The organism is Gordonia sp. p3-SID1431 (genome assembly GCF_025143765.1).
In the GTDB taxonomy this organism is placed as follows: Bacteria; Actinomycetota; Actinomycetes; order Mycobacteriales; family Mycobacteriaceae; genus Gordonia; species Gordonia hongkongensis.
In genome coordinates this window covers 49,104-73,308 of the sequence record NZ_JAMBDT010000006.1, presented here as the reverse complement: position 1 = coordinate 73,308, position 24,205 = coordinate 49,104, and the positions used below count along the sequence as shown (strand labels likewise).

Sequence of the window (24,205 nt, the reverse complement as noted above, 5' to 3'; positions counted from 1 at the left end):
TCGCGTAGAAAGTGAGACACCGTGGCTGACACCACCGCAGGCAAGCTCGCCGACCTCCGTCAGAAGTTGGAGGCCGCTCGTGAGCCGGGAGGCGAGAAGGCGCTCGCGAAACGCGCGGCGAAGGGGATCTGTTCTCCGCGTGAGCGTCTGAGCATGCTCTTCGATCCCGGGACCTTCGTCGAGATCGGTGCGCTGGCGAAGATGCCGGGTGCGGCCGAGAGTGGTTACGGCGACGGCGTGGTCACCGGACACGGGCTGGTGCACGGGCGCCCGGTGGCGGCATTCTCCCACGACCAGTCGGTCTTCGGCGGAACCGTCGGTGAGATGTTCGGCCGCAAGGTCGCCTCGCTGATGGAGTGGGCGGGCAAGATCGGCTGCCCGATGGTCGGTATCAACGACTCGGCCGGTGCGCGGATCCAGGATGCCGTGACCTCACTCGCGTGGTACGCCGAGATGGGTCGCCGCAACGATCTGCTCTCCGGTCTCGCGCCGCAGATCTCGGTGATCCTGGGCAAGTGCGCCGGCGGCGCGGTCTACACCCCCGCCAACACCGACATCCTGGTGGCCGTCGAGGACAAGTCGTACATGTTCGTGACCGGACCCGATGTGCTGAAACAGGTGAACGGCGAGGAGATCTCGGCCGAGGACCTCGGCAGCGCGCACAATCAGGCGCGGTGGGGCAACATCCATCACGTCGCCCCCGACGAGAAGTCCGCGTTCGACTGGGTCCGTGAGTACCTGCAGTACATGCCGTCGAGTGCCTACGAGCGGCCGCCCGTCGTCAACCCGGGTCTCGAGCCGGAGATCACCGAGTCCGATCTGTCGCTCAACGACTTCATGCCCGACAACGACAACGCCGGGTACGACATGCACGACATCATCATCAAGCTGTTCGACGACGGCGCCTTCCACGAGGTGGGAGAGTTGTTCGCGCCCAACATCATCACCGGGTACGCACGGGTCGACGGCCGGTCGGTGGGTGTGGTCGCCAATCAGCCGAGCGTGATGTCGGGTGTGCTCGACACCGACTCGTCGGAGAAGGCAACGCGTTTCGTGCGCATCTGCAACGCCTTCAGCATCCCGTTGGTGTTCCTGGTGGACACCCCGGGCATCCTCCCGGGTCTCGCGGAGGAGCAGAAGGGCACCATCCGACGCTCCGGCCGCTTCCTGTACGCCTACGTCGAAGCCGATGTCCCCAAGGTGACCGTCGTGCTGCGCAAGGCTTACGGCGGCGCCTACGCGGTGATGGGCAGCAAGCACCTCGGTGCCGACGTCAACTTCGCCTGGCCGACAGCGAAGATCGCGGTGATGGGCGCCGAGTCGGCGGCCGCGGTGCTGACCCGACGTCAGACCGAAGGTCTCTCGGCCGCCGAGGCGGACAAGATCCGCCGCGAGTTCATCGACTTCTACAACACGATGATGGCCACTCCTTACCTCGCCGCCGAGCGTGGCTACGTCGACGCGGTCATCGAACCCGCCGAGACCCGGTTGCAGCTCCGGAAGGCGTTGGCGCAGTTGCGCGACAAGGAGGTCCTCAAGACCCCGCGCAAGCATTTCCTGATGCCGATCTAGCGACGGGCCTCGCTCCGCTCTGAGGTGCGAGCGCAACCTGTACCTCCTCCGCTCCCAATCCGAGAGGATCACAGCCCCCCTGCTCCCTGAGGAGCGAGCTTGCGAGCTAACCTCCTGCTCCCTGAGGAGCGAGCTTGCGAGCGTCACGAAGGGTCTTGGTGACCTCGGGTCGCGAAGACCCTTCGTGACGCGCCCTCCGCAAGCTCCGGGCGCTCCTCAGGGAGCAGGAGTAGACGCGCCCTCCGCAAGGTCCGGGCGCTCCTCGGGGAGCAGAGTGCGTGGTAGTGCGCGGGTAGCAGGACTGCCTAGTTCTTCACCGCCCGCATCGGTCCCGGTGTCCAGAGTCCGTGGTGGGTGTCGGTGGTGATGGTCAGTTCGGCGTCGGTCTGCGGGAGGATCGGGGTGAGGCTCTGGAGCATGCCCCAGTCCTTGGCCCAGTCGTTGCGCAGGTACGACGGGTACACGCGCGGCCGCAACTCGTTCTCGATGATGCCGAGCGGGCCACCGGAGTCGCCGGCCATCCAGCGCTGGGAGTTGACCCGTTCGCCTTCGCGGTCCGGCGAGATCCGCCACTCCGGTGTCTCCAGAACCCCGTACTTCACCTGGGCGGGACGCTGACACGGGAAGGCGAGACCTGCCTCCCAGTCGATGAGCACCGGATCCTCGCTGCCCACCAGCGAATTCAGCGTCACCATCGACGAGACGCGTGGCGGGGTGACGGCCAGCCACTGGTCGCGCAGCGTCGAGGTGTCCTCGGCGAGAACGCGGACCACCGTCGCGCCCGGGGGCGCCTGGTCCATCGGGAAGCGCAGGTTGCGCCACTCGGGGGCACCACCGATGTCGAGCGGCACCATCTGACCGGCCGGTGCCACCGTGCCGTCCGGCGCGACGCGGCCGAACTGCAGTCGCACTCGCTGTCCGGGCCGGGTGACGGCGAGGTCGTCGATGTACTCGACCTGCCCCGCCACCGACATCGTGACGAGCGGCTGCTCGCCGGAGGGGTTCTCCGGCAACTGATACCAGTCGGACGTGAGGCGTCCGGTGCCGCTGGGGGAGTTGTAGGTTCCGAGGACCGGGGTCTGGCTCGGTGACAGACCGAACGGCAGCTTCACGGTCGACCCGTTGACGCCGGCCTGGGCGGTCTGCCCACCGCTGGTGTCGCTGGAACCGGTCGTGGTGTCGGTCTCGGCGCTGGTTCCGTCCTCGGTCGGATCGGACTGGGTGCGGTCGACTTCCGCGGTCGAGGTGCCTGACGAGGACTCCTCGGCCTCCTCTTCGGTCTCCTCGGACAGGTCCGACGCCACTCCGTTGGGGTCGAACCCTTCCATCCCGGTTCCGGCCAGCGCGGCGCCCGGCGACGGGTTGTCCTGTCCCGCCACTCGCGCGGGCGACAGCAGTCCGGCGTTCGGATCGTCCTCCACCAGTACGGCGTCGGCGAGCGCGCACGGCTGTCCTTGGAGCGCGTTGACGTTCGAGCTCAGCCACGACCACGAATTGCGCTGCGTCCAGTCCGCTTTCGCGAATGACACCAGGGTGAACAGCAGCATGATGGTCGACACGACGATGATCGACGGGCTGCGGAGTCGGGCGAACACCGACCGCGACGTACCGGTCCGGACGGCGTCGTCGACGTAGTCGTCGCGGAAGTGTTGCCACAGACCGAGAGCGGTCAGCGCCACCGCCACCGCGAGGATCCCGGTCCAGAGCGGAATGCCCCGGACGTCGGGAACCGCGTCCCGCCAGGGGATTCCGTAGCTGCCGACGTACCACCACTGGTTGCGTCCGGAGAATGCGAGCGCCAGAACATATGCGCAGGCGGCGGCGAACAGGGTCCGGTTGCGGCGACGACGCATGATCGTGCGATCGGCGCAGGCGGTTGCCACCGCGGCGAGCGCGCCGCCGATCGCGGCGTACACGCCGAGCTGGTGGGTCCACTTGGTCGGCAGGAATGCCATCAGCACGGCCGAGCCGGCGACCATGGCGACCAGACGCCACGTGGGTGCGGTGGCGATGCCGGGCAGGCGGCGCCGATTGAGCAGCATGACCACGACCAGGACGAAGCAGGTGAACACGATGAGAATGCCGAAACGCCGGGCGATTCCGCCGTCGGCGGTGGGGTTCATCAGCATGTAGTAGCGCATCGGCTCTTCCCACCACTTGTTGGTGGGGCCGACCTGCCCGTTGACCGAGACCGCCTCCAGGATCGGTGCCAGCGGCTGGTCGGCGAAGATCTCGAACATCACCGCGAGCCCGGCGGCGAGGATCGGGAGGAGAAGCGGCCACAGACCGTCGCGCTTGCGGCGCACCGCGAGACGTTTGATCAGCGGCCGGATGCCGGCGATCAGGGCGATCGAGGCGATGACGCCGGTGGGATGGATGGTGAGGGTGAACGCCGCGGAGATGATGCCGATCGTCAGCGGGAAGAACCGGCCGGTGGCGATCGCGCGCTCGACGCACACCCAGGTGAAGATGGTGCCCAGCGCGATGAGCGGTTCGACGCGCAGTCCGTTGTTGTACGGCATCCACACCGCCAGGAAGACCAGGGCGGCAGCCCAGATCGCCGGCGTCGACTCGCGGACGGCCCGCCCGAGGCGGGGGATCGCGGCCCGGCTGATCAACCACCACGACGCCATCGCGAACAGGAACGGCAGCAATCGCAACCACGGCGTCGCGGTGCTGATCTCCATCCACGCCGACAGGTAGTGGTAGTGCCAACCGAACGGATCCTGCGGGACACCGAAGTAGCGGTAGTAGTTGTCGAGATAACCGGCCTCGCCGGCGATCCGGCCGACCGTCACCTGGTATCCGTCGTCGGCAGTGTTGCCGCCGACGAACAGCCAGATCAGCAGCACCAGGGTGACGACTCCGTCGACCGGGCGTACGCGCCACCAGCCCGCCGGGAAGATCTTGTGATGGCCGCGCGCGTCGCGGGCGTCGAGGACCGCCAGCGCGGCAAGGGAGAGGATCGTCGACGCGATGCCGAGGACCAGCAGCCAGAACTTGAGTGTCGTGGGCGTGGAGACGAACCGGGTGTCGATGGTCGACCGGAAGGAGAGTCCGTCGGTGCTGACGTCGGCCGGAAGGCTCGAGTACACACCGATGATCTGCGGCCGGGCGTTGGGATCCCGCAGATCGAAGGACCGGACGGCGCCGGTGTCATCGTCATTCGGCGCGCTCGCTCCGCTCCCGGCGCCGGCGGCGTTCTCCGGCAGGCCCTGGATCGACCCCCGCGTGCCCTCGGTGTCGGATTCGACGACGATCCGGCAGTCCGGCGCCGACTGTGCGGCCGCGCGAGGAGTGTTGAGCAGCACGACGTTTCGTTGCACGACCTGGAGCGAGTCGGCGGTGGCCCGGACGAAGAGGCCGACCTTGCCTGCCTCCGCGCCGCCTTCGGGCACCGTCGACAACAGCACTCCGCCGGACGCGGGCAAGGACGCGCCGAGTGCACACGGAACCGTGACGTCCATCGAGACCGGGACGAACGACACGTTCGGTGCGGCGACGTTCGCCACCGAACCCTGTTGCGGCCAGGTCAGTTCGGCCTTGGTGTAGTCGACCGGCAGGAACGGGCTGAGCAGTGCGAGCAGGATGCCCACGATGCCCGCGGTCATCGCGACGATACGCGCGGTGCCGGCGTGGCGTTCGGCGAAGCCCGGGCGGCGGTCGCTCACGAATGGCGCGGTGTCGGCGGGACTTCGGGAAGAAGTGTCGGTGTCTGCCACGTCTGCCTGGTTCTCTCCGGTGTGCCGCGTCGCCGGTTCGGCGTGCGAGTGGTCGGGGTCAGTCATCTTCGGGCACCACCCTGATCGGGCCGGGGCGCGACCATCCCCAGGTGGTCGACGTTCCCGTCTGCACGTCCGCGGGTCGCGCCTGCGGCACCAGCGGGGTCAGGCGCTGCAGGTTGCCCCACTCGCGGTACCAGTCGTCGTCGAGGTAGGTGGCGAGGGTCGACGGCCGCGTGAGCGCCTCCACCGGCGCCAGCAGGCCGCCGTCCTCGGTGGCCATCCAGGTCTTGGACTGCGAGTTGGCGATCCACGACTCGGGCAGGATGCGCCACTGCGGGAGGTCGAAGACGCCGTGGTGGGCGGTCATCGGACGCTGGCACGGGAACACCGCGCCGGCGGCGAAGTCGATGAGCACGGGATCGGTGGAGCCGACGACGGTCTGCAGGGTCTGCAGCACCGGGGCCCGCGGCGGGGTGATCGCGAGCCACTGGTCCGGGTCGAGGTTGTTGTCCCGGGCGACGATTCGCATCACGGTCGCGTCAGCGGGAACGCGGTCCATCGGGATGCGCAGGTTTCGCCACGGGCGGTTGGTCCGCTCGGGGTCGATCGGGATCGCGGGCGCGCCGACCTCCTCGAACTGTCCGTTGGCAGGAACATTCGGCCCGCTCGCTTCGCTCCCGGCGCCGGCTTCGGACTCCCTACCGAACTGAACCTCCAACGCCTGCCCGAAGTTCGGGACGCCGTCCCGGTCGAGCGTGAAGACCGCGCCGGCGGCGGTGATGACGATCAGCGGTGAGGAGTCGCGGGCGGGCAGGCGATACCAACCGGTGGTCAGAGTGGCCTGGCCGCTGTTGGTCTCGTGGCTGCCCAGCACGGGTGTGGTCGCCGGATCGAGGCCGAATGGCAGTGCCGCGGTGCTGCCGTTGACGCCGCGAGGCCCGACGCCGCCGGTGGTTCCCGGGTTGCTGCCGTAGACGATGAACGTCTTCGACAGGTCCGCGGAGGTGTTCATCGCGCCGGGTTTCTGGGCGCCGGCCTGCGGTGTGAGGTCCGGCTTCACCCCGTCGGGACGGAATCCCTCGGATTGCCCCTGCAGCGTCGACGACGCCGTGCCGCCGTCCGCGGGTGCCAGCATGCCCCGGTTCGGGTCGGGCTCGACGAGCACGGAATCGGCCATCGCGCAGGTGTTTCCGCGCGCGGAGTCGAGATTGGCGGACAGCATCGTGAAGGTGTCCGCGCGGCTGGTCGCGGCCTTCGCGAACACCGCGAGTTCACTGACGACGATGAGGACGGCGATCACCGCGATCGGTGCGGACGCGACCCCGATGCGCCAGCCGGCGGGCGCGGCACCGCGGTCATGTGCGAGGCCGGTCTCGTCGACGAAGTCCATCCGGAGGTGTTGCCAGATGGCGAACAGCAATGCCACCACCGCGAGCGCGAGGAGCACGGTCGACACCTGGATCCCGGCGACGACAGGTGCCTTGTCGAACCAGGCGATGCCGAAGTTGTAGGGCCACGGCCAGGCGTTCTTGCCCGCCGCTGCGGCCGCGCACGCCACCAGCAGCCCGGCGACCAGGATCGACAGATTGCGGAGCGTGCGGCGTGCCGCCTGCCCGATCGCCACGCAGGCGACGGCGGCCAGCGCCGCGCCGAGGCCGGCGAAGATGCCGAACTGGATGGTCCACTTCGTCGGCGTGAACGACAGGAACAGGATCGTCAGCAGGGAGGCGCCCAGTGCCCGCCACACCGCGCCCGGATCGAGGCCGTCGATCCGCTTGCGGCGCAACATGATCGCCAGGACGACGAACATGGACACGGCGAACAGGAGCACCGGGATGCGGCGGGCCAGGGCGCCGTCGGTGGTGTTCACCGCGAGGAAGTAGTAGCGCAGGAGTTCCTGATACCACGCCAGCGTCGGACCGACCGAGTAACGGATCCGCAGGGCCTCGAAGACGGTCGCGAGGGTCTGGTCGCGGAAGACGATGATGACGACCAGCGCCACTCCGGCGAGGAGCGGGGCGAGCAGCGGCAGGAGCCCGTCTTCGGCGCGGCGTCGGACCAGGATGCGGAGCATGGGCCGGGCGCTCGCGATGAGCAGGGCGAGCGCGACGAGACCATGCGGGGCCAGGGCGAGCGTCAGCGCCGCGGTGAATGCGGCGATGACGGCCGGCAGCATTCGTCGCGTCGAGACCGTGACCTCCACCGCCCACCAGGTCGCCAGGGTGCCGAGGACGATGATTCCCTCGCTGCGCAGCCCCGAACACATCGGGAGCCAGAACGCGAGGAAGACCGCCGCGCCGGTGAGCATCGCCCACTGCGACCGCCGCACGGCGCCACCCAGGCGGGGCAGGAGAACTCGGCTGAGGATGAACCAGGCGGCCAGGCCCGCGAAAAGCGACGGGAGCCGCATCCACAGGCCGGTCGTCGAGATGGTCGACCAGTACGCCAGGAAGTTGTAGTACCAGTCGAACGGTGCCTCGGGGATGCCGTAGAAGCGGTAGTAGTTCGCGAGATATCCGGCGTCGGCGGCGTTGCGCCCCATGTTGAGGATGTAACCGTCGTCGGGTGACCCCGCCCCGAGGAAGTGCCAGACCACCAGCGTCACCGTCACGCCGATGTCGGTGGGGCCGGGCCGCAGGACCCGGCGCCACCGGAGGCGCCGGCCGACTCGTCGGTGATAGCCGTGGATGCGGTCGAGGCGTCCGACGGCCACGAGCGCGACGATCGCGGCTCCGACACCGACGACCATCACCACCCACTTGAGGATCGACGGCGACGAGTCGAAGCGATCGTCGATCTCGAGGCGGACGTCGACACCCGGGGCGGCCCGGAGCTGTTCGGGCGTGAGGTCGGTGAAGATGCCGGCGATCTGCGGGTTCGACGCCGGTTCGGCGAGGCCGACGGCGCCGCCGCCCGCGATCGCCGGTCCCGGGGGCAGACCGACGAACTGCGCGCCGGTCGTCGTGGCGTCGGAGAAGATGCGGAGTTCGGTACAACCGGCCAGCGCGTCCCGCGGCACCGAGGCAAGCGTCTTGTTGCGGTTGGTGACGGATACACCGTTCGCGTCGGCGACGACGAACAGCCCGTTGTCCCGCGCTTTCACCGCGGCCGCGGGCATCGTCGACAGCACAACGGTCGACGAGTCGGCGGGGGTCGTCGACAGCACGCGACACGGGATCGAGATGTCGACGTTCCGTGCGGTCTGCGCCACGAGCGGAGCCGTGACCGATGCCGAGGTGTCGGTCTGTTGTGGCCACGTGATCGACGCCGTCGAGGTGCTGACGGGCAGGAACGGGGTCAGGACGCCGGCGACGACGGCGATGAGCCCGGCGACCGCGGCGACGAGCGCGACGGTGCGGGACTGCGGTGCGCCGGACGCACGCTGGGCAGCAGCTCCAACGGTGGTGTCGGCGTTGCCAGCGGACACTTCAGGCGACTTCGGCACAGGCGCATCGTAGTCAGCCATGCTGTGACAAACCCAAATCCCCTGACCGGATAGCTCGATGTGGCTTGGGTGGCTTCGACACGGCTCCTCGCTGCGCTCGTCACCTGCTCAACCAGCGGGAGAGGCGAGACCGCCGGAGTTCCGCCCGCTGGCCGAGCAGCGTCGTCCGAGCGCAGCGAGGCCGCCGGATCCCCGCCCGCTGGCCGAGCAGCGTCGTCCGAGCGCAGCGAGGCCGCCGCGTCCGTCGAGGTCACTTCCGGCGCGCGACTCGGATCAGGAGAACCGCATGAGGATCGAGTGCACGGCCTGGGTGACGGTCATGCGGTCGTAGGTCTGCACGAACTCGAAGGTGCGCTCGAGATCGGGACCGGCGTCGTGCTGGTCGCGCGCCGAGAGCAGCGCCGCGAAATGTGGCCCGAGGACGGCGACATTCCACTCGTTGATCAGGTCGTCCTCCGCGTCGAGCGGCGCGCGGTGGACGTTCCCGTCCCGGATGTCGGGCAACCCGACACCGTAGACCCCGGCCAGGCCGGTCTTCTCCGACATCTCCCGCCACCGCTTGGCGGTTCGCGAGGTGAAGTGTTCGGCGAACTGGAAGGTGCCCAGCACGATCGCGGCGCCGCCGATCGCCGCCTGCTCCTCGAGTGCCTTGCTCATCTCGATGAGCAGGCGTTTGTTGCCCATACGCGGCGGGATCGAGGTCGACGCGATGCGGTACGGCGTCGACTTGTCCGGGCCGGGAGTGGTCCACACCGGCATCTCGGGCAGCGGCACGACGGTCCGGGTGGCGAGGACGGACGGGTCGGTCACGGCGGGGTACAGGTCGCCGATACCGAAGGCGGCGCCCATCGTCTGGGCAGTGATCCGGGTGGCCTCGTCGTCGACGCCCTCGGCGATGACGACGGCATGGCTGCGTTCGGTGTGCGCGGCCAGCGCGTGGGCGAGGTGCGCGGCGTCGGAGCTGGTCCGCGACGTGAGCAGTTCGGCACCGGTGACGATGATGTCGGGCTCGACGAGGGAGAGCAGCGTGGCCGCGTGCTCGCTGCGGACGAGCCCGTCGACGCAGATGATCTTGCCGGCCGCCCGGGCGCGGGCGACGCGGGCGAGTGTCCGCTGCGGGCTGCGTTCGACGGCGTCGGGGAGGATGACCATGACGTGGCGTTCGAGGCGTCGTGCCGTCTCGTCGTCGAGGTTGTCGATCAGGTCGAGATCGAGGGAGACCAGCAGCGGCAGGATCTTGGCCAGCGACTGCGCACGTTGGGACGCGGCCATCTTGCGCTTCCGCTCGTCGAGTACAGGGTGTTCTTCGACGAGACGGGCGGCGCGTTTGAGGGCGGCGGCGGTGGCGAGCCGGGTGCCGGCCGGCCCCCTGAGCTGCAGTTCGACGGCGGCGAGAGCGCCATCGGACAGCCGGCAGACCGGCGCGAACTGCATGTGGAGCTCCAGATCATCGAACAGGGTGAATGATCGCGTTTCGGACACACGTGCCTCCCCGTCAGAGCGGAAAAGCGCCCCGATCGATCTGGTGGACGCGGATTGCTTCACATCCTGTTCGCGGCATTAGCCTGTGGTCAGCGTAACAAACCACGAACCGTGGACATGGTCGAGAAGCCCTTGGTCCCTGAGGTCCCAAGCGGCGCAAGGTATTCGGCTGTGAATCCGGGTGCGGGTGTCAGTGCCTGTTCGTAGTTGGTGGGTACAGAGAGGTGTTACCGCGGCCGCGACCAACGGGGCGGACGGTCGCGACCGCGGCTCCGGGGCGGGTCCGGGGGTGTGGTGACCCGCTACTCGGTCTGTTGCGCCAGGTCAGCGGGCTGCGTCGGCCGCTGCCTTTTCGCCGCTGGCGCCGGCGTGGGTGAGCTCACCGGTGTAGCTCTCGAGGTGTGCGCGGACGAACCACTGGAATTTCTCCAGTTCGGCGGTCTGTCCGATGAGGATGTCCTCGGTGATCGGATCGATGTCGCCGATCTTCTTGATTCCGTCGCGGTGCGAGGTGATGAACCCGTCATAGACCAGGTCGAGCGCGCCGAGGTGGGCCTGCGCGGTGTCGCGTCCGATGGAGTAGTCGCTCCACGAGCGGTCGTTCTCGATCGCCTTGGCGGTGCCCTTCGGCGACGCGCCGAGCGTGGCGATGCGTTCGGCGATGGTGTCGGCGTAACCGCGGACGAGCTCGACCTGCGGGTCGATCATCTCGTGCACGCCGATGAAGTTCGCGCCGACGACGTTCCAATGGATGTGCTTGAGGGTGAGGTGCAGGTCGTTCAGCGCGCTGAGGCGCTCCTGCAGAATGCCCACGACCTCGTTGGCGGCTTCGTTGCTGAGTCCAGGTGCGGTGAATGAAGGCATGACTCGAAGCTAGGCCGGTATCGGCGGCGTGACGAGGACAGCCGGCCATGAGTGACGGAACCGAGACAGCACATCTCAGTGAGATAACGAAGGCCTCGAGTGTGTTTGCCGCACCGACCGTGGGGAAACGACAAAACCCAGGTCGGCGCGGTGTCAGAGACCAGGTCAATACCCGCTGGAGCGCATCGGCGCGGGGTCGTACAACCCTGAACGACGAGCCGTCCCGAGGTCCAGTTCCGCAGCCGGAGCCGGGATGATCTCGGTGAACTTCTGCAGGCCGCCCCAGTCGCGTCCCCAGTTGTTTCGGAGGTACGTCGGCAGCAGGGTGGGTCGCAGCATCGCCTCGGTGATGCCGAGCGGACCGCCCGCGGTGCCCGACATCCAGGTCTGGCTGTTCTTCCGGGTGGCCTCGGCGTCGGGCATGATCCGCCATTGCGGTACCTCGAGGACGCCGTTGCGTACCTTCATCGGCTGCTGGCACGGGAAGACCATGCCGGGCAGCCAGTCGATGAAGACCGGGTCGGTCTGGCCCACGACGTCGTTGAGGGTGGCCAGGGTGCTGACCCGCGGTGGCGTCACCGCGACCCATTCCGACGGTGCGGCCGCGGTGTCGGCGACCTCGACCCGGACGACATTCGCCCGCGGCGGTGAGTCGGCGAGCGGGAACCGCAGGTTGCGCCAGGTGGGGGTCTCGCCGATGTCGATCGGGAACATCCGGCCCAGCGCGCTCACCCGCCCGTCGGCCTCCACGCGGCCGAACTGCATCGTGACCTTCTGGCCGGCGTGCACGACCCCGATGCCGTCGACCGCCTCGACCGATCCGGCGACCGCCATCGTCAGCAGCGGGGTGTCGTCGGAACGTTCGGGCAGCCGGTACCAGTCCGAGGTCAGCGAGCCGGTACCCGACGGCGAGCCGTAGCTGCCCAGGACGGGGGTCTGGGCGGGGTTCAGGCCGAACGGCAGACGCACCGTCGACCCGTTGACGCCTCGTGCACCCTGACCACCTTCGGTGCCGCCCTGCGCGGACGAGCTGTCGCCGGATTCGTCTGAGCCGGCGCCGGTCTGGGCGCTGTTCTGCGCGCCGGAGGTGGTCGACGACTCCGTGCTCTCGGTGGCGTCGACGGACAGGCGATCGGGTACGCCGTTCGGGGAGAAGCCCGTCGCGTCCGGTCCGGCCAGCGCCGCGGCGATGCCGGGGGCGGGCCGGCCGTCGACGGCCGCGGGCTGCAGCAGTCCGGCGGTCGGATCGGCCTCGACGAGAACGTCGTTGGCCAGCCCACACGAGTTCCCGGTGAGAGCGCGTGCGTTGGACTTCATCCACGACCACGAATCACGTTGCTCGTAGGCGCCTTTCGCGAACGAAGCGACCATGAACAGCACCATCAGCCCGGAGATGACCGGCAGCGGCGAGAACTTGAGCTTCGAATACCACTTGTCGGCCCCGCGCGTACGGGTCTGTTCGTCGACGAAGTCGTCGCGGAAGTGGAACCACAGGCCGGCAAGTGCGGTGGCGACCGCGGCGGCGAGGATGAACCATGCGATGTTGATGCCGCCCACCGTCGGTGGGCGATCCCACCACGGGACGCCGTAGCTGCCGACGAACCACCAGCCGTTGGTGCCGGCGAAGGAGATTCCGGCGATCGCGAGCACCGCGGCGGCGAAGAAGCTGCGATTGCGTCGCGACCGCAGCACGGCCGGCGCCATCATGGCGCCCGCCGCGGCGGCGAGGCCCGCGGCGATGCCCGCGTACACACCGAAGTGGTGGGTCCACTTGGTCGGCGTGAAGGCGATGAAGAACATCGTGCCGAGGGTGACGGCGACCAGTCGCCAGATCGGTGCGCGCGCAATGCCGTTGGGATGCTCCCGCCGAAGTAGGCGGAGCAACACGACGAACAGGCACAGGATCATCGCCAGCACGCCGAAGCGTCGTGCGAGCGTGCCGTCGGCGGTCGGCAGGATCAGGTAGTAGTACCGGATCGGTTCCTGCCACCACTCCAGCGTCGGGCCGACGTCGGAGGCGACCTTGTTACCCGCGATGAGCGGCGCGAGCGGCTGATCGGCGAAGATCTGGAACAGTACCGCGGTGCCGGCCGCCAGGATGGGCGCGAGCATCGGCAGCAGGCCGTCCCGGGACCGGCGCGACACCAGGGTCTTCACGATCGGTCGGATCCCGGCGAGCAGTGCGGCGACCGCCATCAGACCGCCGGGCGCGAGCGCGAGGGTGAAGGCGGCGGTGACCACCGCGACGGCGTAGGGGAGCAGTCGGCGAGTGGCGATCGCGCGTTCCACGCAGCACCAGGTGAGCAGAGCGCCGACGGCCTCGGCCGGTTCCGGACGCAGACCGTTGTTGAACGGCAACCAGATCGCGAGGAAGACGAACGCGGCCGACCACACCGCCGGCGTGCTGTGCCGCACCGCGCGGCCCAGGCGCGGGATGACCTCTCGGCTGATGAGCCACCAGCCCAGCAACCCGAGGAGGAAGGCCGGTAGTCGCATGAACGGTGCCGCGACGCTCACGTCCGTCATGGCCGAGATGACCTGGAAGTGCCAGCCGAACGGGTCCTGCGGCACACCGAAGTAGCGGAAGTAGTTGTCGGCGTACCCGGCGTCTCCGGTGATCCGGCCGACGATGAAGTTGTAGCCGTCGTCGGAGGTGTTGGCGCCCGCGAACCACCAGAAGGCGAGAATCGCGAACACCGCGACATCGGGCGGCCGGATCGTGAACCAGCCCGACGGCAGGAAACGCTTGTGGCTGCGGCCGTCCCGGCGGTCCAGGATGCCGAGCGCGATCAGCGAGACGATCGTCATGAGGATGCCGAGCACGATCGCGGTGAGCTTCAGCAGGGTCGGGGTGCTGACGTAGCGGGTGTCGATGGTGGCGCGCAGCGACAACCCGTCACGAGAGACATCGGCGGGCAGATCGCTGTAGACGCCGACGATCTGGGGACGCATCTCGTGGTCGGCCAGCGCGAAGCCGTGCGCGGCGCCGGAGTCCGCGGCCGGTTCGGGCAGGCCCTCGAATCGTCCGCTCACCCCCTCGCCGTCGGCCCGGAAGACGATGCGACAGTTCGGATTCGATTGCGCAGCCGCTCGATCGGTGTTCAGCAGGGCGACGTTGCGGTCGGTGAGGGTCAGAGCGTCGGACGTCGCCCGGACGAAGAGCCCGCGGGCCCCGGCGTCCTGGCCGCCTTCGGGGATCGTCGACAGCAGTACTCCGCCCTGGCCGGGCAGGCGGGTGGCGAGTGAACACGGAACCGACGTCTCCATGTCGATCGGCACGAAGGAGACCAGCGGGGCGGCGACATCGGAGACGTCGCCGCCCTGCGGCCACTGCAGTTCGGCGGTCGACTGGTTCACCGGCAACAGCGGGGAGAGGATCGCCAGCAGGAATCCGAGCAGACCGGTGACGGTCGCGACGATCTTCGGGTTGACCGTGGTCGCCAGACGGGACGTACGAGGCGTACGGGACTCACTCATCGGATTGGGGCTCCACCCTGATCGAGCCGGCTCGTGACCAGCCCCATTGCGTCGTCTGTGCCGTGTCGATCCGCGCGTCCGGTGCGTCGGACACGAGCGGGGTCAGCTTCTCCAGTGCGCCCCAGTCGCGCACCCAGTCGTCCTGCAGGTACGTCGAGACCGCCGACGCGGACGTGGTGGCCTCCGAGATCCCCAGCAACCCGCCGTCCACGCCGGCCTGCCACGTCTTGGACTGGGAGTTCGTCAGCGGATAGTCACCCAGGATGCGCCACTGCGGGACCTGGGCGACGCCGTGGGACACACCCATCGGCCGCTGGCACGGGAAGTGCGACGCCACCCCGAAGTCGATGAGGGTGGGTACCGTCGAGCCGACGACTGCCTGCAGCGTCTGCAACCGCGGTGCGCGCGGCGGGGTGATCCCGATGAACTGCTTCTCGCCGAGGTTGTTGTCCTGCAGCGACAACCGCATCACGGTCGCGCGCGGCGGGGCGGCCGACATCGGTACGCGCATGTTGCGCCAGGGCATGTTCAGGATCACGGGACCGGGGTCGATGGGCAGGATGTCCGGGCCGACCTGTTCGAAGTTCCCGTCCGCACCCGGGCGGCCGAACTGCACCACCATCTTCTGCCCGAAGTTGCGTACGCCGAAGGTGTCGATGGTCGAGACGGCGCCCGCGGTGCTGAACACCAGCAGCGGCGACGCGGCACGGTCGGCGGGCAGGTCGTACCAGCCGGTCGTGAGCCGGGCCTCGCCCGGATACCCGTAGCTGCCCAGGACCGGCGTGGTGGCGGGGTCGAGCCCGTACGGCAACTTGGCGGTGGAACCGTTCACGGTTTCCGGTCCGCGCCCGCCGGTGGTCCCGGCGCCCAGCCCGCCGGTGATCGCGAACGGGCGGGCCATACTCGCCGACACGTTCATCTGTCCGGGGCGCTGGCTACCCGGCTCGGGCTGGAGGTCGTCGGGAATCCCGTTCGGGGAGAACCCGACCGGGTTCTCACCGCGCAGTGCCTGCGTCGTGGTGGCGCCGTCGGCCGGGATCAGCATGCCGGCGTTGGGGTCGAGTTCGACGAGGACATCGTCGGCGAGGCCACAGCTGTTGCCGCGCAGCGCGTTCAGGTTCTCGGCGAGTGCGGTCGACGCCGGGTACCGGGTCACCGCGGCTTTGGCGAACAGCAGCAACTCCACGATCACCAGCAGACCGGCGATCACCGCCAGTGGTGAGGAGGCGAGAAAGAGTCGTCGGCGATCGGCTCGGGTCTCGCCGGGCCCGGTGTCGGCATGTGCGAGACCGCGATTGGTCACGTAGTCCAGCCGCAGGTGTTGCCAGACCGCGACCGCGGCCGCGAGCACGGCGAGGATGAGGAACAGCGTCGACGCCTGGTAGCCGGCGATGACGGGGGCGCGGTCGAACCAGGAGATGCCGTATTCGTAGAGGAACGGCCACGAGTTGTATCCGGCCATCGCGGCGGCCATCGCGAACAACAGTCCGGAGACGAAGACCGTCAGGTTTCGCGCCGAACGGGCCGCCGACTGGGCCACGGCGACGGTGGCCGCCGCCGCGATCGCCGCCGCCAGCCCGGCGAGCACGCCGAACTGGATGGTCCACTTGGTCGGCGTGAACGCGAACAGGAGGAGGGTGACCCCGACGGCGCCGATGAGACGCCACACGGGTCCCGGGTCGACTCCGCGAATCCTCGTGCGCCGCAACATGACCGCGACCGTGACGAACAGGCCGGCGAGTAGCAGGAGCAGCGGTACGCGACGGGTGAGGGCGCCGTCGTCGGTCACGACCGAGATGAAGTAGTACCGCAGGAACTCCTGGTGCCAGGAGATGACCGGCCCGACCGAGTAGCGCAGCTTGATCGCTTCGAGGACGGTGGCCAGGGTCTGATCGCGGAACACCACGATCAGGACCAGCATGCCTGCGGCCGCGATCGGCGCGAGGAGGGCGAGCGTTGCCGCCCAACGGGATCCGTCCATCCGGTTCCGTCGGTCGATGAGGATGTGCAGCAGTGAGCGGGCCGCCACCAGCAGGATGGCCACGCCGACGACGCCGTGCGGGGCGAGCGCCAGGGTGAAGCCCGCGACGAGGGCGGCCAGTGCCGCGGGCAGGAGCCGCCGGGTCGCGATGGCGTATTCCGCTGCCCACCAGGTCAGCAGCGAACCGAGGACGATGATCCCCTCGCTGCGCAAGCCGCTGCAGAACGGCAACCAGAACGCGGTGAACGTCAGGGCGCCCGCCCAGATGGCCGACGAACTGCGCCGTACCGCGGGGCCGAGGCGTGGCAGCAGCACCCGGCTCAGGACGAACCACGACACGAGTCCGGCGACGAGTTGCGGGATGTGCATCCACAGCACCGACGGCGAGACCGACGACCACGCCGCGAGGAAGCTGTAGTACCAGTCGAACGGTGCTTCGGGGATGCCGTAGAAGCGGTAGTAGTTGGCGAGGTAGCCGAAACCGTCGGCGGTACGGCCCATGTTGAGGATGTAACCGTCGTCGGGCGAACCGGCCCCGAGGACGCTCCAAACCAGCAGGATCGCGGTGACGACCAAGTCGCTGGCCCGGGGTTTCAGTGAATGCCACCACGAGCGGGTGCGCGCGCCGATCCGCCGGTGGTACCCGCCGATGCGGTCGAGCAGCCCGAGCGCGACGACGGCGACGAGTACCGACAGCGCGGCGAGCACCATCACGATGATCTTGAGGATCGACGGGGACGACTCGTACCGGTTGTCGATGGCCACCTGCACGCGCAGGCCGTTACCAGCGGCGTCGCGTGCCTGTTCCGGGCTGAGGTTGCTGAAGATGCCGTCGACCTGCGGGCGGCGGTCCGGCGGCAGGGTCGTCCACTCGCCGAGCCCGACGAACTGCGCACCCGGGCCGGTGGGGGCGGAGAAGATGCGCAGTTCCGAGCATCGGCTCAGGTCGGCGCGGGAGGCGGTCGCGGCGAGACTGTTCCGGAAGGTCACGGTGATCGCGGCGTCGGTGGCGGTGACCCACAGCGACGACGACTTCGAGCGCGGCGCATTGGTCGGCATCGTGGCGAGGACCACGCCGTCCGGTGCCGACGCCAGCGTCGCGCACGGAATGCGGGCGTCGAGGGTCTGCGGGGTCTGCGCGATGAGGGGCGCCATCACCGACGACGTGTCGGCGTTCAGATCCTGCCCGGCCGGCCACTCGAAACCTGCGTCGACGGCCTTGACCGGCAGCAGCGGGGTGAGGGCACACAGCACGATGCCGGCGACCCCCGCCACGATCGCGATCCACCGCGCGGTGCCCGCGGAGATCCTGGTCCCGTGCCCCGACGATTCCGGCCCCGACGAGGACGGTTCGGCGGAATCCTCAGGCGAGGTCGGGGCTGTCACAGGCACGGTGCCTCATCGTAAGCGACGTCCCCCGGGGTACCTAGGGCCCACCCCGCGGCTCTAAAGGTTGAGGTGCGTGAGCGCCGGTACCCCTGCTCCCTGATCCGAAAGAACGACACAACCATTGCGTCGAGAGCTGAGGAGCGGCCGGAGCTTGCGGAGGGCGCGGCCAACCACTGCTCCCTGAGGAGCGGCCGGAGCTTGCGGAGGGCGCGTCACGAAGGGTCCCACACCGCAAAGACCGCACAGTTCTTGCCCGCAGGCGGAGACTACCAGCAACCACCGACAATCCAAGGTGGCAACTCCGCGCAGCAAAGATTCTGTTGGACAACGTATTTCGAGCTGCCGTTTACCCTTCTTTCGTGTACAGTCGAACGTACATTCGCAGCAACGGTTCTCGGGCGAGGTGACCGTCATGTCCGACACCACACGCGTCGGTGGCGATTCGACAGCGCCGCAACCGCGTGCCGTTGAGTTGGTGGCCGATCTCCACCGCACCCTCGACAAGTTGCAGACCGTGGATCTGTCACCGTGTACCGATGCCGAACTCGCTGAAGTGGCCGCGGAGACCGAACGCGCCATCGCACGTCTGACCGTCGCCGGAGACCGGCAGATCGATCAGGCCGTCGCTCGCGACCTGCCCCGCAAGGCCGGCTGCCGGACCCTCATGCAGTACATGACACATCGGCTACGAGTCTCGAACCCGATGCGCCGCCGTAAGCAGATGGACGCCACCGCCCACCGGACCAGCCTCGGCGGCGAGGTCCTCCCACCCGAATACCCCTGCCTCGCGGAAGCTTTCGCACAAGGCGCGGTCGGCACCGCGCACGTGCAGGCCGCATTGGATGTCCTCGACCGCATCCCGGTCGCCGTCGACCACGACATCAAGGTCGCCGCTGAGCGGCAGATGGCCGAGATCGCCACCGACCACACCCCCGCTGAGATCACCCAACTCGGTGCCCGCCTGCTCGCCCACCTCGACCCCGACGGCACCCTGACCGACGACACCGACCAGAAACGACGCCGCGGCCTGTGGATCGGTCGGCAACGCGCCGATGGCACCGCCAAGATCTCCGGCACCCTGACACCCGCACTCGCCGCCCGACTCACCATGATGTTCGCCGTGTGGGGCAAACCCGGACTCAATAACCCCGACGACCCCGCCTCGCCCAGCGGGCCGGCCGGTGCCGCCGACCCCGACGCCCTGGCCACCGCAGCCGACCGCGACGGCCGCACCCTCGCCCAGTCCAATCACGACGCGCTCGACGCTGCACTCGCCGCAGGTTTCGCCGACGGCGCACTCGGCACCTCGCACCGCGGCCTGCCCGTCCAACTGATCATCAAAGCCGACCTCGGCGACCTCGTCCGCGAAGCCGGACTCGCGACCACCGCCACCGGAACCCTGCTGCCCATCCGGGACTTGATCGCGATGGCCGGTGACGTCCAGCCGTGGTTGGCGATCTTCAAAGACGCCACCACTGTGCCGCTGCACTTCGGGCGCGGCAGACGTCTGGCCACCCGCGAACAGCGCCTCGTCTCTTTCGCCCGCCCCGACGGGGAAGTGTGCTCGGCACCCGGGTGTGATCAGCCCGCCACCCAGGTCGACATGCATCACGCCCACAGGGATTGGGCCAAGGGCGGTCTCACCGACATCGACGACCTCGCCCCGGCCTGCCCGCGACATAACCGGATGGTCGGTGACCAGCCCGGGCAGTACACCACCCGCATCGCCCGGTCCGGACCCGACGAAGGCCGCTGCCTGTGGCGGTTGAACGCCGAACCCGGTGCACCGCCCAACCCCGAGCGCCTCAACCGCCGACCCGACATACCCCGGCGGTTCGCAGAACACCTGAACACCGTGCGCAACGAGATCCACGGACCTGCCACCAGGTCCGGCGATGACTCGCGCCCAACCCTTCGTGACGCGCCCTACGCAAGCTCCGGGCGCTCCTCAGGGAGCAGCGGGCGCCCCGACGCCGTCGGCTACGGCGACCGCGGCCGGCGCCTCGAACTCGCTTATCGCGAACTGGTCCATCCGCGAACACCGCCGGAGCACCTCACCAGCCCACCGCTGACCCCGGTCGAAGCAGAACTCGCACGCATACTCACCGACCACCGGTGACGGCAAAGCAGATCGCCTCGCCGACTACCACCGCGGCGACCGGGCCGTCGAACCGTCAGTGCCGCAACGGCGCGGGACTCCACAGTCCGCTGCGGGTGGCGGTGCCGGTCTCGATCTCGGCGAGCGTGTCGACGTCGCCGTATGGCTCGTAGCGTTCGAGGGCGCCCCAGTCGCGTCCGATGTCGGCCATCAGATAGGTCGGCACCGCCGTCGCCTGCTGGGAGACCTCGAGCCAGCCGAGCGGACCGCCGCCGAAGCGGTTCTGCCACGCCGACACCGCGGCTGCCAGGTCGGAGCCCGGCTTGATGCGCCACTTCGGGATCTCCGCGACCCCGACGTCGTGGGTGAACGGGCGCTGGCACGGGAACGCCAGGCCCGAAGTCCAGTCGATGTGGACCGGGTCGGTGCTGCCGACCACGTCCTGCAGGGTGTCCATCTGCGGGATCCGCGGCGGGGTGAGCACGATGAACCGGTCCTCGGCGAGGTTGTCGTCGGTCGCGACGATCCGCACGGCGGTGGTGTCGGACGGCAACTCGTCGGTGTTGTAGCGCAGGTTGCGCCACGACGGCCGTGGACCGGGATCGATCAGTTCGGTGTCGCCGGCGGCCTCGAGGTCGGCATCGCCGGTGTCGGGACCGATCGGGTCCGCGGTGTACTCGAGCATCACGTTCGGGTTGTCGTACTCACCGGCCACCGACATCGTGAGCAGCGGGCGGTCCCGCCAATCCGGCGGCAGCGCGTACCACCCGGAGGTGAGGCGGGCCGGGACCTGGTCGAGCTTGGAGTAGCTGCCCATGACCGGCGTCGAGGCGGGATCGAGGAAGAACGGGAGCGCCGCGGTGCTGCCGTTGATCCCGGGTTCGGCGATCTCGCCGCCGCCGGTACCGCCGGGGTTGGAGTTGACGATGTCGGGGGACTGCCAGACGTCGCCGGACAGGACACCCAGCGACCCCTCGCTGGCTGTCGACTCGAGTGCTGTCGGCACACCGTTGGGGGAGAATCCCGAGGTGGACGGCACGCTGCCCGGTGCGGGCGGTGGTCCGCCGAGAGGGTTGGGCAGCGTCGGGTCGACCGGGCGGAGCATGTCGCGGTCGGGGTCGGACTCCACCCAGACCTTGTCGGCCATCCCGCACGGGTTGCCGGCGACGGCGGCGAAGTTGGACCGGGGTACCGAGTACGACGAGCTCTGGTGGATGCCGGCGAAGATCGCGGTGACGATCTGGAAGACGACCACCGCCATCGCCAGATAGGCCAGCGGGGCGGCCGCCATCGAGGCGACCAGTCGTCGGTACCACCGCTGATGCGCGGCGTCGGCGCCGGTGGATTCCTCGACGTGCGGATCGGTCCCGGTGAACGGCTCGCGGAAGTGGAACCACAGTGCGACCAGCAGCAGGGCGAGCGCGGCATAGAGCAGCACGCTGCCGAGCATGATGCCGCCGATCTTGACCTGCTCGACGCCCCACGGCATGCCCCACGCGGAGTAGTAGTAGTACGAGTTCGGCGCGGTGAAGGCGAGTCCGCCGATGAAAAGGACGAGCGCGCAGAACAGGGTGCGGTTTCGCCTCGAGTGCATGGACTGCTGGCTGGCGGCGATGGCCGCGATCGCGGCGAGGGCGGCCGCGATACCGGCGAAGACGCCGAAGTGGTGGGTCCATTTGGTGGGGGTGAACATGAGGAACACCAGCGATGCGAAGGTGATCGCGACGATGCGGCGGGTCGGGCCGATGGCGGTGCCGGGGATGCGGTTCTTGCGGACCAGCACTGCCGCCGAGACGACCAAGCCCAGGATCATGGCCAGTACCGCGAACCGACGGGCGATGGAACCGTCGGCGGAGAAGGCGAAGAGCGCCGAGTAGCGACCGATCTCGTTGTACCAGCTCATCGACGGCCCGAGCGCCGACTTCATGCTCGACGCCTCGACGAACGACCGCAGGGTCAGGTTCGAGAACACGACGAAGACGACGAAGGTTCCGGCGGCGAGGATCGGCGCGATGAGCGCCACGAACGACCATCGCAGCGAGCGTTTGCGATCGCGGTCGGCGGTCGCGGGATCGCCGGATGCCGATCCCGCGGATTCGGTGTCGGCGGAGGACAGTTCGGCGACGACGCGGGCTCGCTTGATGAGCGCCATGATCATCGGGCGTGCGCCGGCGATCAGTGCCGCCACCGCGAGCAGGCCCGTCGGGCCGGCGGCGATGCTGAACGCTCCGATCAGGCACGCGACGGCGGCCGGCAGCATTCGACCGGTGGCGATGGCCCGCTCGACCGAACACCAGGTCAGCAGGGCACCCAGGCAGATGATCGGTTCGGGCCGTAGGCCGTTGTTGAAGGGGAACCAGCACGCGAGGAACGCGAACGCCGCCGTCCAGGCGACCATCGGGCGGGTCAGCGCGGCACGTCCCAGGCGGGGGAGAACCTCGTGACTGACGATGAGCCACACCAGGATTCCGCACAACAGTGCGGGCAGACGCATCCACGGACTGGCCACCGAGATGTGGCTGAGCAGTCCGAAGACCTGGTAGTACCAACCGAACGGCGCCTCGGGCGCGCCGTACCAGCGGAAGTAGTTCGCGGTGTAGTCGCTGTCCTGGGCCACCCTCGACATGGTCAGGAGGTAACCGTCGTCGGAGGTGTTGGGCCCGATCATGTGCCACACGATCAGCGCGCCGATCACCACATAGTCGCGCGCATTGAGTCGCCACCACCGTGCCGGGAAGATCCGACGATGCCGTCGGCCGTCGGTCGAGTCCAGTGCTGCCAGGGCGGACAGAGCCAGTAGCGTCGACGCCACTCCGACGATCACGACCAGCCACTTCGAGATGGTCGGCGCGGTGTTGTAGCGCGAATCGATGGTGACGTGGGCGTCGAGTCCCGCGATGTCGGCCGCCGGCCCGGCGAGATCGGTGAAGAGGCCGGTCACCTGGGGGCGCTGGTCGGACGAATACTTGAAGGCCTCTTTGTCCTCGGTCGTGCCGGCGAGTGGCTCGTCCTCGCCGTCCTCGTTCCGGATACCGCTCGTCATGCCGACGAATTCGGCGGTCACCGCGTCGGAATCGGCATGCACGACGATCTCTCGGCACCCCTGGTCGCGCATGTCCTGCAGCGTCGCCGACACCAGCGAGACGTTGCGGATGACCACCTCGACGCCCTGCCGGTCCAGGGGCGCATCGGCAGCACCGGTCTTGCGGATGAACAGGCCGCGCTCACCGGACTTCGGTGCCTGCTTGGGAGTCGTCGAGAGCAGCACCGACCCGCCGGGCGGCAGGGCGTTCACGGCAGTGCAGGGAATCGAGACGTCGAGGTCGACGGGCGTGTAGCCGATCAGCGGGGCCGACACCGAACCGATCTGACCGTTCTGCGGCCAGTCGATCTCGGCCGTTCGCTGCGACACCGGCATGAGGGGAGTCGCGAGTGCGAGCAGGAATCCGAGTAGACCGTTGACGATGGCGACGATCCTCGCTCGTCGAACGGTCTGCGCTGGCACAAAGAGAGATGGTAGCCGTTGGGATGTCTCACCCCCGTCGGCGGCGGTGCGGGCACGACGGGCGGGTGCTCACGGTCGCGCCGCGGCGACGCAGGAACGCCGATCGCCAGGTCAGGGCCAGTAAGGTGAACGCCATGTCCGACGCCGAGGTGCCCGACCGTCTGCCGATCCTGCTGCTCAACGGCCCCAACCTGAACACTCTCGGCACCCGGGAGCCGGCCGTCTACGGCTCGGACACCCTGGCCGACGTGGTCGACCTGGCCGAGCGCACCGCCGCCGAACTCGGTTTCGGTGTACGCGCGGCGCAGACCAATCACGAGGGGCAGATGCTCGACTGGATCCACGAATCCGTCGGCGAGATCAGCGGCATCGTCATCAACCCCGGGGGATGGACCCACACCTCGGTCGCCCTCGCCGATGCGCTCGTCGTCCCCGATGTCCCGATCCTCGAGGTGCACATCAGCAACGTCCATCGGCGCGAGGCATTCCGGCATCACTCCTATGTGTCACCGATCGCCGCCGGGGTCATCGCCGGTTTCGGCATCCGCGGTTACGAATTCGCGGTTCGCCGACTCGTCGATCTGGTCGGCTGACCAGAGCGGCACGGTTCCCAGGAACCGTCCAGGTTTCTCCCAGGGAGGGAGCAGTGGGCGCCGATAGCTTTCGT

Annotated in this window: 10 protein-coding genes; 3 read left to right on the top strand and 7 right to left on the bottom strand. The window is 68.8% G+C overall.

Annotated features, from left to right (window positions below; genetic code table 11):
• Positions 1-21: 21 nt before the first annotated feature.
• Complete coding sequence (locus M4D77_RS03285; protein ID WP_058250940.1) at positions 22-1,572, top strand: acyl-CoA carboxylase subunit beta; 1,551 nt, start codon at positions 22-24, stop codon at positions 1,570-1,572.
• A 305-nt stretch (positions 1,573-1,877) separates the two neighbouring features.
• On the opposite strand, the gene M4D77_RS03280 is transcribed toward M4D77_RS03285, so the two are convergent.
• The 6 genes from M4D77_RS03280 to M4D77_RS03255 form a co-directional block, all read right to left on the bottom strand.
• On the bottom strand, positions 1,878-5,360 hold the full coding sequence (locus M4D77_RS03280) for an arabinosyltransferase domain-containing protein (protein WP_137809885.1): 3,483 nt from the start codon (positions 5,358-5,360) through the stop codon (positions 1,878-1,880).
• Positions 5,353-8,763, bottom strand: coding sequence for an arabinosyltransferase domain-containing protein (locus M4D77_RS03275; protein ID WP_137809886.1), 3,411 nt, complete (start codon positions 8,761-8,763; stop codon positions 5,353-5,355). Before M4D77_RS03275 ends, M4D77_RS03280 begins: the two co-directional genes overlap by 8 nt.
• Positions 8,764-9,015: 252 nt before the next feature.
• A complete protein-coding gene (locus M4D77_RS03270) occupies positions 9,016-10,224 on the bottom strand; it encodes a DICT sensory domain-containing protein (RefSeq protein ID WP_065631246.1) in 1,209 nt (402 codons plus the stop codon).
• Positions 10,225-10,548: 324 nt separating this feature from the next.
• Positions 10,549-11,088: a Dps family protein gene (locus tag M4D77_RS03265; RefSeq protein ID WP_065631245.1), complete on the bottom strand. Its 540-nt coding sequence runs from the start codon at positions 11,086-11,088 to the stop codon at positions 10,549-10,551.
• Positions 11,089-11,253: 165 nt separating this feature from the next.
• Positions 11,254-14,565 carry an arabinosyltransferase domain-containing protein gene (locus M4D77_RS03260; RefSeq protein WP_259935546.1) on the bottom strand — a complete coding sequence of 1,104 codons (3,312 nt, stop codon included), beginning with the start codon at positions 14,563-14,565 and terminating at the stop codon, positions 11,254-11,256.
• Positions 14,558-17,938, bottom strand: a complete 3,381-nt coding sequence (locus M4D77_RS03255) for an arabinosyltransferase domain-containing protein (RefSeq protein ID WP_259935545.1) — start codon at positions 17,936-17,938, stop codon at positions 14,558-14,560. The genes M4D77_RS03260 and M4D77_RS03255 overlap by 8 nt, the downstream gene beginning before the upstream one ends.
• Positions 17,939-18,347: 409 nt before the next feature.
• Between M4D77_RS03255 and M4D77_RS03250 the strand changes: the two genes are divergently transcribed.
• Entirely contained in the window at positions 18,348-20,054 is a 1,707-nt protein-coding gene (locus tag M4D77_RS03250; RefSeq protein ID WP_259935544.1) for an HNH endonuclease signature motif containing protein, read from the top strand.
• A gap of 55 nt (positions 20,055-20,109) precedes the next feature.
• Here the strand turns inward: M4D77_RS03250 and M4D77_RS03245 are convergent, their stop codons facing one another.
• Complete coding sequence (locus M4D77_RS03245; protein WP_259935543.1) at positions 20,110-23,538, bottom strand: arabinosyltransferase domain-containing protein; 3,429 nt, start codon at positions 23,536-23,538, stop codon at positions 20,110-20,112.
• 134 nt (positions 23,539-23,672) lie between these two features.
• Here M4D77_RS03245 and aroQ point away from each other — a divergent pair, with 134 nt between their 5' ends.
• Positions 23,673-24,131 carry a type II 3-dehydroquinate dehydratase gene (aroQ, locus tag M4D77_RS03240; RefSeq protein ID WP_068971650.1) on the top strand — a complete coding sequence of 153 codons (459 nt, stop codon included), beginning with the start codon at positions 23,673-23,675 and terminating at the stop codon, positions 24,129-24,131.
• The last annotated feature ends 74 nt before the right edge of the window (positions 24,132-24,205 follow it).

What these genes read in the sequence shown, in the direction of transcription:
- M4D77_RS03280 (WP_137809885.1), bottom strand. Translation starts at nt 5,360, where the DNA reads ATGACTGACCCCGACCACTCGCACGCCGAACCGGCGACGCGGCACACC.
- aroQ (WP_068971650.1), top strand. Translation starts at nt 23,673, where the DNA reads ATGTCCGACGCCGAGGTGCCCGACCGTCTGCCGATCCTGCTGCTCAAC.
- M4D77_RS03275 (WP_137809886.1), bottom strand. Translation starts at nt 8,763, where the DNA reads ATGGCTGACTACGATGCGCCTGTGCCGAAGTCGCCTGAAGTGTCCGCT.
- M4D77_RS03265 (WP_065631245.1), bottom strand. Translation starts at nt 11,088, where the DNA reads ATGCCTTCATTCACCGCACCTGGACTCAGCAACGAAGCCGCCAACGAG.
- M4D77_RS03260 (WP_259935546.1), bottom strand. Translation starts at nt 14,565, where the DNA reads ATGAGTGAGTCCCGTACGCCTCGTACGTCCCGTCTGGCGACCACGGTC.
- M4D77_RS03250 (WP_259935544.1), top strand. Translation starts at nt 18,348, where the DNA reads ATGTCCGACACCACACGCGTCGGTGGCGATTCGACAGCGCCGCAACCG.